General features: G+C 32.2%; 13 protein-coding genes and 1 tRNA gene. 5 read left to right on the plus strand and 9 right to left on the minus strand.

Translation table 11 applies throughout. The annotated features are described in order from the left end of the window. Positions 1-12: 12 nt before the first annotated feature. Genes E5167_RS01020 through msrB form a run of 3 tightly spaced genes read right to left on the minus strand, consistent with a single transcriptional unit; the run spans position 13 to position 1,315 of the window. Entirely contained in the window at positions 13-282 is a 270-nt protein-coding gene (locus E5167_RS01020) for a hypothetical protein (protein WP_136840129.1), read from the minus strand. A 42-nt stretch (positions 283-324) separates the two neighbouring features. Further along, positions 325-864, minus strand: a complete 540-nt coding sequence (gene msrA, locus E5167_RS01025; protein ID WP_136840131.1) for a peptide-methionine (S)-S-oxide reductase MsrA — start codon at positions 862-864, stop codon at positions 325-327. Further along, entirely contained in the window at positions 854-1,315 is a 462-nt protein-coding gene (gene msrB, locus E5167_RS01030) for a peptide-methionine (R)-S-oxide reductase MsrB (protein WP_136840134.1), read from the minus strand. Before msrB ends, msrA begins: the two co-directional genes overlap by 11 nt. A gap of 168 nt (positions 1,316-1,483) precedes the next feature. Here msrB and E5167_RS01035 point away from each other — a divergent pair, with 168 nt between their 5' ends. Then, a complete protein-coding gene (locus tag E5167_RS01035) occupies positions 1,484-2,677 on the plus strand; it encodes a Pycsar system effector family protein (protein WP_136840136.1) in 1,194 nt (397 codons plus the stop codon). 44 nt (positions 2,678-2,721) lie between these two features. On the opposite strand, the gene E5167_RS01040 is transcribed toward E5167_RS01035, so the two are convergent. The 5 genes from E5167_RS01040 to E5167_RS01060 form a co-directional block, all read right to left on the minus strand. Further along, positions 2,722-5,103 carry a GAF domain-containing protein gene (locus E5167_RS01040; RefSeq protein WP_136840138.1) on the minus strand — a complete coding sequence of 794 codons (2,382 nt, stop codon included), beginning with the start codon at positions 5,101-5,103 and terminating at the stop codon, positions 2,722-2,724. Positions 5,104-5,197: 94 nt separating this feature from the next. Next, positions 5,198-5,872: an ABC transporter ATP-binding protein gene (locus E5167_RS01045; RefSeq protein WP_136840140.1), complete on the minus strand. Its 675-nt coding sequence runs from the start codon at positions 5,870-5,872 to the stop codon at positions 5,198-5,200. After that, entirely contained in the window at positions 5,872-7,134 is a 1,263-nt protein-coding gene (locus tag E5167_RS01050; protein ID WP_136840142.1) for an ABC transporter permease, read from the minus strand. Before E5167_RS01050 ends, E5167_RS01045 begins: the two co-directional genes overlap by 1 nt. Then, positions 7,127-8,212, minus strand: coding sequence for an efflux RND transporter periplasmic adaptor subunit (locus E5167_RS01055; protein WP_136840143.1), 1,086 nt, complete (start codon positions 8,210-8,212; stop codon positions 7,127-7,129). Before E5167_RS01055 ends, E5167_RS01050 begins: the two co-directional genes overlap by 8 nt. Positions 8,213-8,322: 110 nt before the next feature. After that, positions 8,323-8,404 (minus strand) — tRNA-Leu (locus E5167_RS01060). 104 nt (positions 8,405-8,508) lie between these two features. Here E5167_RS01060 and E5167_RS01065 point away from each other — a divergent pair. Genes E5167_RS01065 through E5167_RS01075 form a run of 3 tightly spaced genes read left to right on the plus strand, consistent with a single transcriptional unit; the run spans position 8,509 to position 13,172 of the window. Next, complete coding sequence (locus tag E5167_RS01065; RefSeq protein WP_136840145.1) at positions 8,509-9,900, plus strand: dipeptidase; 1,392 nt, start codon at positions 8,509-8,511, stop codon at positions 9,898-9,900. Between the two features lie 45 nt (positions 9,901-9,945). Next, on the plus strand, positions 9,946-12,273 hold the full coding sequence (locus E5167_RS01070) for a S9 family peptidase (RefSeq protein WP_136840148.1): 2,328 nt from the start codon (positions 9,946-9,948) through the stop codon (positions 12,271-12,273). Positions 12,274-12,299: 26 nt separating this feature from the next. Continuing rightward, complete coding sequence (locus E5167_RS01075; protein ID WP_136840150.1) at positions 12,300-13,172, plus strand: DMT family transporter; 873 nt, start codon at positions 12,300-12,302, stop codon at positions 13,170-13,172. 189 nt (positions 13,173-13,361) lie between these two features. Here E5167_RS01075 and E5167_RS01080 read toward each other — a convergent pair whose 3' ends face one another. Then, a complete protein-coding gene (locus tag E5167_RS01080; RefSeq protein ID WP_136840152.1) occupies positions 13,362-14,747 on the minus strand; it encodes a M28 family peptidase in 1,386 nt (461 codons plus the stop codon). A 305-nt stretch (positions 14,748-15,052) separates the two neighbouring features. Between E5167_RS01080 and E5167_RS01085 the strand changes: the two genes are divergently transcribed. Further along, positions 15,053-15,418, plus strand: coding sequence for a BlaI/MecI/CopY family transcriptional regulator (locus tag E5167_RS01085; RefSeq protein ID WP_136840154.1), 366 nt, complete (start codon positions 15,053-15,055; stop codon positions 15,416-15,418). Positions 15,419-15,420 lie beyond the last annotated feature (2 nt).

Here is a 15,420-nt window from a genome sequence, read left to right on the forward strand (position 1 = left end):
TTGATTAAAAATCTAAGGTTTAAATTTCATGTTACATGTTTCACAAAGATAAGTATCTGCTTTTAAAGTTATTTTGTCTAAACTACGAACAACCTCGTTTATAAAATGTGAATAAGCATCAGTATTTGGTGATACATTCTTAGAGCTAATTTTTTTATAGAACTCCCCATCCCATTCCTGACTTCCCCAACAATTAGGGCAAATACCTTCAGGTGCTTTACCTGTTTCTTTTTTTTCTAACTTTTTCCCAAAATAGCTTTTAACATTGTTTATTAAATTCATTTTTCTTAATCTTTTTCTAATTATAATAGTTTGTTATATACATTATTTTAATTTTTTAGCATGAAGCTTTCTAAATTTGGCTAGCTTTGGTGTAATAACAAAGCTGCAATATCCTTGTTCTTGATTGTTTTTATAGTAATCTTGATGTTCTTTTTCTGCTTCATAAAAGATACTGAAAGAACTAATTTCGGTTACTATTGGATTTTCATAATAAGATGCCATTTCTTTAAAAACAACTTCGGCTATTTCTTTTTGAGCTTCATTATGATAATAAATCACGGAGCGATACTGCGTACCTCTATCAGCACCTTGACGGTTTAATGTTGTTGGATCGTGGGTAGTCATGAAAATACTTAAAATGTCATAATAAGAAATAATGTTGGCATCAAAAGTAATTTGAACGACTTCGGCATGACCTGTTAAACCAGAACACACCTCACGGTAAGTAGGGCGACCTGGAGCATTCCCTCCAGAATATCCAGACACCACTTTCTCAACACCCTTAACCTCTATAAACACAGCTTCGGTACACCAAAAGCAGCCTCCTCCAAGGGTTGCCAATTGCAAATTTTTAGTTGTCATTTACTCTCTCTTTATCTAATTTTATGGCTTGTGAGTTAATACAATAACGCAACCCACTAGGTTCTGGTCCATCTGGAAACACGTGTCCTAAGTGTGCGTCGCATGTGTTACACATTACCTCTACACGCACCATACCAAAGCTTGAATCTTTTTTATACTTAATGGCATTTTCTTTTATAGGCTGTGTAAAACTTGGCCAACCTGTTCCTGAACTAAACTTAATTGAAGAGTCAAACAAAGGTGTGTTACAACAAATACAATTGTATTGTCCTTCGTCATAAACACTACAAAGAGCTCCGCTATGAGCTGCTTCAGTTCCCTTTTTTCGGGTAATTCTATATTGTTCAGGAGTTAATTGAGCTTGCCATTGTGCTTCTGTTTTATCAACACGTCTATCTGGCTTTGCATTTCCGTTAACTGCGAAATTAATTACGTTTTTCCAAGTGAGCATATTCTTTAATTCTAATTAGTAGCCATATAATATTCTAAGCTTAGTCTAAAATATATAAATATCCTTACAGTTGCTTTTGTTAGCATTAAAAAATAAAAGCGACCAATATGCCACTTTGCTTTACATTAATTAAAGTTTAGTATTTTTACTTAAAATCATTGTATTCGCATGGATAATATTCTTGTTGAAACTGAAAAATTTGTCACTCAGTTATTAAACAACCATCTTGACAATAAATTTGTTTATCACAATTTAGCTCATACACAACGTGTTGTTGAAAAAGGAACTGAGCTTGCCGAACTTGCTGAACTAAACGACATTGAAAAAGAGCACCTTTTACTTTGTGCTTGGTTACACGATACAGGTTACACAAAAACCATTGAAGATCATGAAGATGAAAGCATTAAAATAGCTTCTAGTTTTTTAAAGAAACAAGGCTATAATAATGAAGGTATCGACATTGTAAATGGTTTGATTTTATCAACCAAAATAACTCACGAACCAACAAATAACCTAGAAAAATTGATTCGTGATGCAGATTGCTCTCATATTGGTAGCAAAAGCTACCTAAACACCTCGGAGTTGCTAAGAAAAGAATGGGAATTAACTTGTAACAAGACATTAACCGAACATGAGTGGTTAAACGAGAATATTGATTTTTTAACTAACAGGCATCGTTTTTACAGTGATGAAGCTTCATCTATTTGGGATAAAGCAAAAGGGAGAAATTTATCACAATTACTAAAAATGCAAAAAAAATTAGTATTGGAGCGTTCTAAATTAAAGCAAAAGAAAGAAGAGCTAAAGTTAAAAAAGAACAGGGTTAAATTACCTGAACGCGGTATTGAAACCATGTTTAGAGTCACTTTAAAAAACCATATGCATTTAAGTAATATTGCCGATACGAAAGCAAATATTTTGCTGTCTGTAAACGCCATAATTATTTCGTTAGTGCTTTCTAATTTAGTTTCTAAGCTAGACAATCCATCAAACAGTTATTTAATTTGGCCTACAGTAATTTTTGTCGCTTTTACGGTTGTTTCTATTGTACTATCTATTATTGCAACACGTCCTAATGTGACTAGTGGTAAGTTTACAAAAGATGATGTTGCAAATAAAAAAGTAAATCTTTTATTTTTTGGAAACTTTCACAAAATGAGCTTAAACGATTTTGAATGGGCTATGGGAGAGATGATGCAAGACAGAGATTATTTATATTCTTCAATGAAAAAGGATCTTTATTTTTTAGGAAAAGTTTTAGACAGAAAGTATAAAATATTACGCCTTACTTATACTGTTTTTATGATTGGCATCATAGTTTCTGTAATTACCTTTGGAATTGCATTTAGTTCTATTGGGTAAACCAAAGCTTCAACAACATGTTTTAGATTTTTTAAGATTTAACGTTATTTTTTAATTTCTTTCATTAAATCATTATAGGTATAGAAGGCTTTGTCGTTGTCTTTTTTATGATATAGCACACTTACCCTTATGGCTTTTAAACCTGTAACACCTTGCAAATCTTGCAATTCTAATATTTCTATATCACAATCAAGAATAGATTTTGATTGTAAAAAGTTAATGTATCTTAAGTATTCTGCTTCATCTTCTTTTTGTGAATACACAATAGCTATTTTACCAGATTGCGTAACACGTTCGTTTGTGCCTTTTATAAGTGCCTTATCAACGCGTTTTTTAACAACTTCATATCTTGCGTTATAGGTGCCATCTACATCAAAGCGCTTTTCATCCATTCTAAATCGTATAGATAAAGGCTGGTTAAATACTAAAATCATTGATGCAACATCTAGTGATAGTGGGTACTCACTTTGGCTATTGTAAAACTCTCTTTCCATTTCACACATTACCTGTAACTGCCATAATCGCAAATTATAAAGGTAAACAACATTAAAGCTATCTTCTTTTGTAATGGATTCGCCAATATACATATTGTGCTCAACACCATCTGTTTTATAACGCTCGAAAAAGTGAGGATACATTTGTTGTGCATCTACTTGCTTTTGATCTAAAAGGTTAGACATTTTTTTATTAATTAAAGCAATAGTATCGTCATACTTTTTTCTGTAATAATAAACTACTCCTAGGTCTTTATTTATTTTACCAAAATAGTCTTCTATGTCTTTAGAATAAGCTTTATCTTTTTTCTGAAGAAACCTAAATAACGGCTCTATTTCTCTTTTAAAAAATCCAGATATTTGTTGCTCGCTATCAACTTTAAAATCTACATTAATCTCTTTTGTGTAAGATTGTATTTGAAATTTTATTTGCTCATAAATTGGCATGTGTTCTTTCTCAGGAAGCTTTTTAAATATTTTTTCAGCTAACGACAATTGCAGAATTAAATCTTTTTTTGTGGCATTGTTTCTAGAGTGTGATGATCCTTTTACATCCATTTGCCCAAACAAAGGATATACTTTTTTAAAGCTTATATTTTTGAATGTTGCATTGGCTGCGAAACGTTGTTTATCTATTAAAAACTGCTTAGCAGCACTTTTAAATTTCCAAGACACGCTTGGGTGAATAGAGGTACACTCTTGTTGTATTATTGCTTCAATTAAATTTTCTTCATCATTTTTAGAGCGCTCAACTGCCGACACAATAAATGGCATTACATCTTCTAATTTATTAGCATTAATACTATTTAACGCTAGTGGTTCATTTGATGCTATTTCTAAAACACCCATTAACCCATCGTCATTTGCTATTGGAGCAAAAATAGCACTTTTAATACCCTGCTCATGAAGTGCATCTATATGTGGCGTTTTTCTCTTAGAAGCCTTAAACATCTTATCAACATCTGATACTGAAAAATATTTATTGTCTTGTAACAACCTTTTGTATGACCATTTACACAATGCATCTGAACATTTTAATTTTTCTGCTTTATTTAACAGAAAACTTTTTCCTCCTACATCATAAATACGCTCAAAAGTACTTTCTTCCTTATTATAAATTGAAAAGCCTATTTGAATATCATTAACTCCTAAAAGAGATCTAAAAATTTTGCTAAAATCTTCTACGATATTCTCATCACTACATTTTTCATCGCCAATAAGTGCTGACTTTACGTTTGAAATGGATTGATCATCAGTAACATCAAAAATATTTGAAATTACAAATCCCTTGAAAGTGTAGCTATTTGGCGGGAATTTTTCTTTCCACAAATCGATATTCTCAAAACTATCCAAAAGTATTTCATAATCTTCTTGGGTAATTTTGGGCGCACTCTTTTTAGGGGTTATTTCAATAAAATCTGCATTATACAGTATTTTATAATAACGCATAACGCCGTTAACATCTGGAATTTCGTAATAAAATGGACGCTTAAAATTTAAACTATAACCATAACAAAAAGCTAATATAATAGTACATGCCATAATGTAGGTATCATCTTTTGGCATGTTCTTAATTTTTAATTCAAAGTCATCACCTGCAGTGCTAATAATGTTTTTAAATCGATCTGAAGAATTAAAAATTAAATTATGAAATGGTACAGATGCTGTCTTAATCTCATTTTTTGTTAACACAGGACTAAAAGAATCTTGAAGAATTACACTAATTTCTTTTTTTCTTTTCTTTAATATACTAGTCTCACTAAATCCTTTTCTTAGCTCAGGGTACGTCTCAGCTATTTTTAGTATTCGTTTAGCTTTTTCTAAAATCAATTCGTCGTCACTCTCAGCTAAAACCTCATAATGCTTAAGCAGTTTATCAAAGCTTACTTTAAGCTCTAAGGGAGATTCAATATTTTCATTAATATCATGCATAATCTCATAAATACTTTAAGCAAATTTACGAATATTTAGCTTTAGTCGTGTATTAAGTAAGTTCATAACATATTATTTAATTGATAGGCAAAAGCTAGCTAATTATCTCTCCATCACTCATAGTAATGATTCGATCTGTTTTTTTGGCAAAATCTTCATCATGGGTTACAATAAGAAGTGATAGTCCTTGTTCATCGCAAAGTTGTTTGAAAATATTAAAAACATTTTCAGAGTTATGGCTATCAAGGTTTCCTGTTGGCTCGTCTCCCATAATTATTGATGGGTTATTAATTAAGGCTCTGGCAATAGCTACTCTTTGCTTCTCTCCTCCAGAAATTCTTGATGCTCTTTTTAACGCTAAATGTTCAATGCCAAGAATTTTTAATTTTTGCATGGCTTCGTGCTCAATTTCTTCAAACGATTTTTCGCCTAATTTTTTTGCTGGTAGCATCACATTTTCTAAAACTGAAAATTCAGATAACAGATAATGAAACTGAAAAACAAAACCAATATGTTTATTCCTTATACAGGAAAGCTTGTTGTGGTTCTGACCAGTAAGCAACTCATTATTTAAATATAGTTGTCCTTCATAATCTGTATCCATTGTTGAAAGAATATATAGCAATGTTGACTTACCACAACCTGATTTTCCCATAATTGAGGCAAATTCACCTTTTTTTATTGAGATATTGATGTTCTTGAGCACATGAAACAACACAGGTTTCCTGAAATATTTATTAATGTTTTTTGTTTGAAGAACGATACTCATTATTGCCCTCTAATTATGTTAACTGGATCTATTTTTTTAGCTTTTTTGGATGGTAAATACCCTGCAAAAAAAGTAGAAATTAATGCAAAGGTGATTCCTATAACATAAAACCAAGGATCAAAGTTTACAGGAAAGGTTTTAATGGTTGGCAACGCCTCTGTTTCAAAAGGTAAATTATTAATCAAACTTGTAAGTCCGAAACCTATTAACAACCCTAAAACACCTCCAACAACACCAATGATTAGTGCTTGACTCATAAAAATGTATTGCACATCTTTTCCTGAAAACCCTGTAGCTTTTAAAATAGCTATATCGTTCATCTTCTCATAAATAAACATGTTAAGAATGTTATAAATACCAAATCCAGCCACAATTAATAAGGTAATTGAAACCGCATATGTAATTAAGTTTCTAATGGTAGTTCCGGTTTCAAATTGTGCATTGGCTGTTTTAATATCAATTGCTTTTAGCTTAAACTGAGTTTCTATTTCTTGAGCCATGTTGTAAGCAACTTCAATATCAAAAAGTTTTACATTAACATCTGTTATATAATTCTCTGCTTCGCCTAAAATTCGTTGTACTGTTTTAATATTTGCAAAACTTTGTATGGCATCTAAATCGGCTAAACCACTTTGATAGATCCCAACAATTTTAAGAGGAAAAATATCACCTTTAATAGTACTTATTTGAACTCTATCGCCTACATCTAGCGACATTTTACTAGCAACTCCAGACCCAAGCAAAATACCATTTTCTGTTTTTTGTAAATCTTCATGGCTTCCTTTTACAATGTAATTTTGAAAGTTGAATAAGCGTGCTTCTTCTAGTGGTTGTATGCCTGTTAAGTTACCTCCCAATTCTATAGAACCTGCTATATAAAATATTTGTGTTTTTATTTGCGGAATGGCTCCTTTAACTCGCTTATCTTTTTTTAAATATTTAACTATTGGCAATGCATTATGAATCTTTTTCTGACTTTGCTTTGGCTTTATGGAGTGTACTACCTTAAAACTGTTTTTAACTTCTTCATATAATGCTATAGGCTGTTTTTTGGAAGGCTCAATTTCGTTGTAAATATGTATATGAGGTGTTTGATTCAATATTAAACCGTCTAACATTTTATTCAATCCTGTCATAAAGCACACCAAAGTAATATATGCACCTATACCAAACGTTACACCAAGTGCAGCAACCGACGTTTGTTTGAGTTTACTCAACAAGTGTGTTTTTGCAATGGTTAATATGATTTTCCAATTAATCACTTTTTGGCTTATATATATAGGTTTCAGAATCTATGCCTTCAAGAATTTCAACAAACTCGAGGTTTTCTAATCCAGTTTTAACAGTAACCAAACCATCTTCTGTTTGTACTTGATTGCTTGAAGTTAAATACGCCTTAGGAATTGTAAGCACTTTTTCTTTTTCACTTACTATAATATTTGCTTCTCCTGATAGCCCTGAATACAACTTATTAGGAGTGTCAATAAATACAGCTTCTATCGTAAATGTTTGATTTCGTAAATCTTTTTTGGGTAATATTTTAGAAACTTTTGCTAAAAATATGTCATCTTTATAAGCATCTAAACTAACCACGACTTTTTGGTCTAATTCAATTTTTATAATATCAACTTCGTCAATAAGCATTTCAATAATAAAATTATTAGAACTTCCAACCGCTGCTATTGGTTCCATTGTAGTAATAAGTTCACCCTTACTCTTATAAAGTGCATAAACCACACCATTTATCTTACTTTTGATGGTAAAGTCGGTTGTATTAATTAATGATGCCTTATAACTATTTTCAGCTTGTTTAATGGCTGTACTAAGTTCATTTTTAGTACGCTCATATCTACTACGTAACAATTGCAAATTGTTTTTAGAAAGTCTGTAATTAAGTTCTTTTGTATCGTATTCTATTTTTGAACCAATGTTTTGCTCCCAAAGGTTTTTTTGTCTGTAAAAATTAATGGAATCATTTTTATATTTTAAAGAAGCGGCTTCAATTTCATCTTGTACGCCTTTTAAAATAGCAGCACTTCCATTATAATTATCTCTTGCTAAATCGAGAGCTAATTTTGCGTTTTGTGTATTTAATTTTGGTGTGCTATTTGTTATTTGAATGATGGGATCCTCTTTTTCGACCTCCTGACCTTCTTCAACTAAATTAGCTTCTAAAATACCTGATACTACCGAATATACCTGGTATAGACTATCAGGTTGTATTATTGCAGATGAATAAACAGACTCCGTTAGGTTTTGTATTTGAGGTAAAATTTTGTCTTCATCATTTTTACATGATACCATTAAAATAAAGAGTAGTACCCAAATTATATGTTTCATTATTTTTACAATAAGTAGTAAATATATCTACATTAAAGATACTATAAAATGACTTTGGTCAAGAAAATGAAATAAAAAAAGCCTCTCAATTCGAGAAGCTTTTTGTTTCGTGCGGATGAAGGGAGTCGAACCCCCACGCCTCGCGGCACTAGATCCTAAGTCTAGCGTGTCTACCAATTCCACCACATCCGCAAAATTGTGCGTGCAAATATAAGCATTACTTTGAATAATCAAATGCATCTACTATAAATTTCTAGTTCTTTTTGTTACTTTTATAATCCTTTAAAATTACTTTAATGAATAACATAACATCTTACGTTTCTAAAAACAAAGAACGCTTTCTAAGCGAACTACTAGAATTATTGAAAATTCCTTCCATAAGCGCCGATTCTGCTTATAAAAATGACGTTTTATTAACTGCTGAATTTGTTTCAGAAAGTTTAAAAAAAGCTGGCTGTGACAATGTCGAAATATGCAAGACAGAAGGGTATCCTATTGTTTATGCAGATAAAATTATTGATTCTAATTTACCAACCGTTTTGGTTTATGGACATTATGATGTACAACCACCAGACCCATTAAATTTATGGAATTCTCCTCCTTTTGAGCCTGTTATTAAGAACACCGATTTACACCCTGAAGGCGCTATTTTTGCAAGAGGAGCTTGTGATGACAAAGGGCAATTCTACATGCATGTAAAAGCCATAGAGTTTTTAATATCGACAAACCAATTACCATGTAATGTGAAGTTTATGATTGAAGGCGAAGAAGAAGTCGGAAGCACAAGTCTAGCTGGATTTGTAAAAAACAACCACGAAAAATTGGCCAATGATGTCATTTTGATTTCTGATACAGGCATGATTGCCAAAGATGTGCCTTCTATCACTACTGGACTTAGAGGTTTAAGTTATGTTGAAGTAGAAATAACTGGCCCAAATCGCGATTTACATTCTGGCTTATATGGTGGCGCAGTCGCAAACCCAATCAATGTTTTAACAAAAATGATTGCATCACTACACGATGAAAACAACCATATTACTATTCCTGGGTTTTATGATAAAGTGGAAGAATTATCACTTGAAGAACGAGCTGAAATGGCAAAAGCACCTTTTTCATTAGAAGCATATAAAAAAGCATTGGATATTGATGTGGTTTATGGCGAAGAAGGTTATACAACCAATGAGCGTAATTCAATCCGACCAACACTTGACGTCAACGGAATTTGGGGAGGCTACATTGGTGAAGGTGCAAAAACGGTCATTGCTAGTAAAGCCTATGCCAAAATTTCTATGCGCTTAGTACCAGATCAGGATTGGTTAGAAATTACCAATTTATTTAAAACACATTTCGAAAGTATTGCGCCTAAAGGTGTTAAAGTAAAAGTCACACCGCATCATGGTGGTCAAGCATATGTAACACCAATTAATAGTATAGGTTACCAAGCAGCATCTAAAGCCTATGAAGACACTTTTGGAAAAACACCAATACCACAACGAAGTGGTGGAAGTATTCCAATTGTGGCATTATTTGAAAAAGAATTAAAAAGTAAAACCATATTAATGGGATTTGGTCTAGATAGTGATGCTATTCATTCGCCTAATGAGCATTTTGGACTTTTCAACTACTACAAAGGCATCGAAACCATTCCTTTGTTCTATAAATATTTTACCGAGTTAAAAATGAAATAGTTCCAAATTCCTTACATTTATACATCCAACTAAAACATAATTCTCATGAAATCTAAATTTGTACAATTAATTGTAATAGTTTTTACAATTTCAACGGTTTTCAGCTGTTCAAATTCAACCTCTTCTGAAAAAAAACAACTTACCGAAGCCGACTATAAAAAAGCTACTGCTCATATGAGTAGTGATTTAAATAAGCTTATTTCTAATCAAATTACAAGTCAAAAATGGCTAGACGATGGTTCTTTTTTATATTCAAAGCAAACTGAAAATGGTAACGAATACATTCTTGTAAATCCTACTTCCAAAGAAAAAACAATGGCTTTTGATATTGAAAAACTGGCTTCTAGTTTATCATCAAAACTAGATGAAACCATTGATGCAAAAGATTTATCATTAAGAAATGTTGATTATTCAAAAAATTCAAACAGCCTTACATTCTCTTATGATGGGAATAATTATTCTTGTAATCTTGCTGATTTTTCAATTTCAGATTTTAAAGATACTTCGCCAGAAGTAGGTCGCATTGAACATCTATCTCCTAACGGAAAATTAGCTGCTTATATAGACAATTTCAACCTTTGGGTAAGAGATGTAAATACTAATAAAAAAACACAGTTAACATTTGATGGTATTGAAGATTACAGCTATGCGATTAACAACGCAGGATGGACCAAAGGGGATAATGCCGTTTTAAAATGGTCACCTAATTCTGATAAAATTGCCACTTTCAGGCAAGATGCACGAGGTGTTGGCGAAATGTATTTAACCTCCACAAATGTTGGTCATCCTAGACTGGAAGCTTGGAAACACCCTTTACCTGGAGATTTAAAAGTATTTAAAATTGAGCGTGTTATTATTCATTTAGATGGTACACCAAGAATGACACAACTAAAAATGGAATCGGATTTTCAACGTTCCACAACAACCGATCATATTGCTGGAAGAGGTGGTGAGTTTTTGGATGTAGAATGGAGTGAAGATGGGTCTCAATTGTCTTTTGTATCATCTTCAAGAGATCATAAAATTGCACATTTAAGAATTGCCAATTCAAATACTGGTGATGTTCGCTCAGTTTTAAAAGAAGAAACTGAAACCTATTTCGAATCTGGTGTGAGAATGAGAAACTGGCATTTATTAGAGAAAAGCAATGAAGTGATTTGGTTTTCCGAAAGAGATAATTGGGGACATTTATACTTATACGATTTAGCAACTGGAAATTTAAAACAGCAAATAACTAAAGGTGAATGGGCTGTTCAGCAATTAATACATATTGATGAAGACAGTAGAGAATTATTTTTTACAGCAGGTGGAAAAGAAGACGGAAACCCATATCATCAATACTTATACAAAGTAGATTTTGATGGTAATAATTTGACTAATTTAACACCAGATGCTGGAACACATAGCATCAATTTTTCACCTAATTACGATTATTTTGTTGACACCTATTCTACAGTCGAAAATCCTCCTATAGCTGTGTTAAGAAATAGAAATGGAGAAAAAATAGTTGACTTAGAAACCGCTGATATTACTAGATTAAAAGCCAACAACTGGCAGCAACCAATCGAGTTTAATGTAAAGGCAAGAGATAATAAAACCGATTTATACGGTATTATGTACTTACCTAGTCATTACTCAGAAACAGGCTCATATCCTGTGTTAAATTACATTTATCCTGGTCCACAATCTGGCAGTGTTCGTGGTTTTGGTTTTAGCGCAGTAAGTAGAGATTATCAAGCCGTGGCAGAATTAGGTTTTGTAGTAGTCGCTGTAAATGCTATGGGAACTCCGGGACGTTCTAAATCTTTCCACGATTTTTATTACGGAAATATGGGCGACAATGGTATTCCTGATAATATAGCAACTATTAAGCAATTAGCTGAACAATATAAAGGAATGGATCTTGATCGCGTTGGTATTTGGGGACATTCTGGTGGTGGTTTTGCATCAACAAGAGCATTATTTGCTTACCCAGATTTTTATAAAGTAGCTGTTTCTGGTGCAGGAAATCACGATAACAGAAATTACGAAGCAGATTGGGGCGAAAAATGGCAAGGGCTTTTAGTTACCGATAAAGAAAGTGGCACAACAAATTATGACAATCAAGCAAACCAGTTGATAGCTGAAAACTTAAAGGGAAAACTTCTTATAACTCATGGCTCAATGGATAATAATGTACCTCCATCAAACACGATGTTGGTTGTTGAAGCCTTAATTAAAGCCAATAAAGATTTTGATTTTATTTTATTCCCAAATAAAAGACATGGTTATGGTGACATGACTGACTACATGACAAGAAGGCGTTGGGATTATTGGGTAAAACATTTATTGAATATGGAACCTCCTAAAGAGTTTTCATTAGATAATTTTTAATCAAATTACTGCTTAATAAAGCATGAATGAAGAATGACCATTTAGTTCGACTGTTAGAACTAAGTTTAGCCACATTATTTATTAGCACCTCAGGTGCTTTGGGTAAATTTATTGCAATGCCAACGCCAGTTATTGTATGGTGGCGTTGTGCATTGGCTTTGGTGCTTTTGTTTATTTTTTCTAAAATTGTTAGAATTCGTTTAGCTCCTAAATCGAAAAAAGATTTACCAACCATAATTATTAGTGCGTTGTTTCTCGGCGCGCATTGGATAACCTATTTTTATTCGCTGAAACTATCCAATGTAGCTATAGGCATGTTGTCGTTATATACATTTCCTGTAATTACTGCGTTGTTAGAACCTTTTTTTACAAAAATAAAACTCGAAATAAGTCATGTGTTTTTAGGGTTACTCATTTTAGCAGGTATTTATATTTTATCGCCTGAGTTAAATCTTGAAAACTCGCAAGTTAAAGGATTGCTATTAGGAATACTTTCGGCTGTTTGCTATGCTTTACGAATTTTGATTTTAAAGAAGCACGCCAAAAATTATCATGGTACAACATTAATGATTTATCAGCTGATTGTGTTAACCATTGTATTAGTACCTTTTATATTTGTTATGGATACCAGCGGAATTAAAACTCAGTATCCTTATGTGATTTTGTTAGCACTACTCACAACTGCCATTGGACATTCTCTATTTGTACACAGTTTAAAATATTTCTCAGCAAGTTCAGCAAGTATTATTAGCAGCTTTTTGCCTATTTATGGGATTATTATTGCTTACTTTTTCTTAGGAGAGGTTCCTAAACTAAACACCGTTATTGGTGGCAGTTTAATTATGTTAACCGTAATTATTGAAAGTGTGTTGTCTAAAAAAAGGATGGTTAACAAATAGCATTCCTACCTATTGTACATTTTGACTCATTAAACATTATTTTATGTCAGTTCGAGTCATTTTCAATAGAAAATTGTATCGAGAACTCTTCGTTTGAAACAAAAATTTGATTCTCGATACTAATTTCACTCATTTTCGATCGTGAAATTCACTCGAATTGACAAATTTTAATCAAAATGCATAATGGGTTTATTCCTTTACAACTTTATAGGATAACGTTCGTCCTTCGTTTTCAATATTCACAAAATAAATACCATTAGAAAATGGTGAAAAATCGACTTCAATATATTGTTTATCAATAGGCTTTTTTAAAACCTCTTTTCCTTCAATCGACACTATAGATAGCATTGCTTTATGTATGTTTTCAGGGATTTTAATATTCAATTTTGAGGTTACTGGGTTTGGAAACACTTCAATACTTTCCTTGTTAAACCCATCAATATCAAGTGTATTAAAGTTTACACAGCTACTAACTTCTACGCAGGAACCTACAGTTACTTCTACGGCATAATTACCATTGGATGATGGTGTAAAGGTTTGTCCTGTTTCAGAAGGAATTACAGTCATATTATTATCACAATCTAACCATTGGTATGTTGCTCCAGGTTGATTTGCAGAAATATTAGATACTGTTGCTGTCACTGTATTATCAATAGGTTGCAAGCTTCCTTTTGTCGCTATATAGTATAATGACAACTTTGTTAAATCTGTAAAATAGTCCATATCTAAATCGGAAAATCTATCATTAGCAGTATGGTAATTTGGTGTTTCATCATTATTAAACCACGATTCTCCCATTAACACAGCTGGATACCCATTACTCCAAAACCATGCATGATCAGATGCAGCTGTTCCAGGATTTACCACATTGACATTTAAATTTAGCCCTGAATTTGTCAATGCTGTTAATATATCGTCCTTTACAGTTAAAGAACCTGCAATGTTTCTAACATCAATGTCAAAGTCGTTATCACCATCACTATCGTGAGCCATCATATCCAAATTTAAAACACCTAAAATAGTATCGCCATTAGCTCCTGCTGCATTAGCATAATATCTAGAGCCTACCAATCCATCTTCTTCTTCATCCCAAAGGGCATAAACAATAGTATTATCAAAACATTGCGTCGATAGTATTCTGGCAATTTCCAATATAGCTGTGGTTCCGCTGGCATTATCATCGGCACAGTAATCGGCTACAGTGTCGTAATGTGCACAAATAATGTAGATATTGTCTGGATTGGTTTTACCTAATTGTGTAGCAATAATGTTTCGTCCATTATAAGTTGTAGAACCATATGTAACTGTATAAGCTTGATCGTTAATGGTTAAATTATTGTATTTAGATAGTTTTTCTATTAAATAATTAGCAGCTAAATCGTTATTAGCACTCTGTCTGTTTAAAATAGTAACAGTACTTCCATTGACAGTAGCTTGATCTTCACCAGAAAATTCGCGAATAGTTTTCGTCAACGTATCTTGACTCACCTTATTCATTAAGTCTGAAACTGTTTGAGCAGACATTGCAAACGACATTAAGAATGTCATTACAATAAAAGTCGTAAGCTTATTCATTTTGGGTTTGTTAAGTATTCCTTATCAAATATAAGTCATTTATAAAAAAAGGCTCGTTTTAAACTTAACGAACCTTTTTTATTGTCTATAAAATCAAACATTAAAATCAACAAATAAAGCCAACTAACTAAACTTTTATTGCTCTAAATGTTTTGTAAATGTAGTGCATAACTTTAAGCTACACAGTAACATTTGTTACAGAAACCTCTATTTACTTGTTAAAATTGTTCCTATTTTAAAATAAATATTTGGTTTTTATTTTTTTTATTCTACATTTGTAGAGTTAATTCTAATTTTGTAGAGCTATGCAGTTATCTAAAACCGAAGAGCAGTTAATGCAACATTTATGGCGACTTGAAAAGGCATTTATGAAAGATATTTTAGAGGCTTATGACGACCCTAAACCTGCAACCACAACAATTGCCACCTTATTAAAACGTATGGCTGGAAAAGGATTTGTTGCTTATAATCTTTACGGAAAATCTAGGGAATACTATCCGCTTGTAAAAAAGAAAGATTACTTTTCCAAGCATGTAAACGGACTTATAAAAAACTTTTTTAATGATAGTGCCACACAATTTGCATCGTTCTTTACCAAAGAAACGAACTTGAGTAAAGATGAACTGGAAAGTCTAAAAGAGCTAATAGACAGTGAAATTAAAAAGAAATAAAA

Origin of the sequence: Pontimicrobium aquaticum, from assembly GCF_005047595.1 — a bacterium.
Lineage (GTDB): Bacteria > Bacteroidota > Bacteroidia > Flavobacteriales > Flavobacteriaceae > Pontimicrobium > Pontimicrobium aquaticum.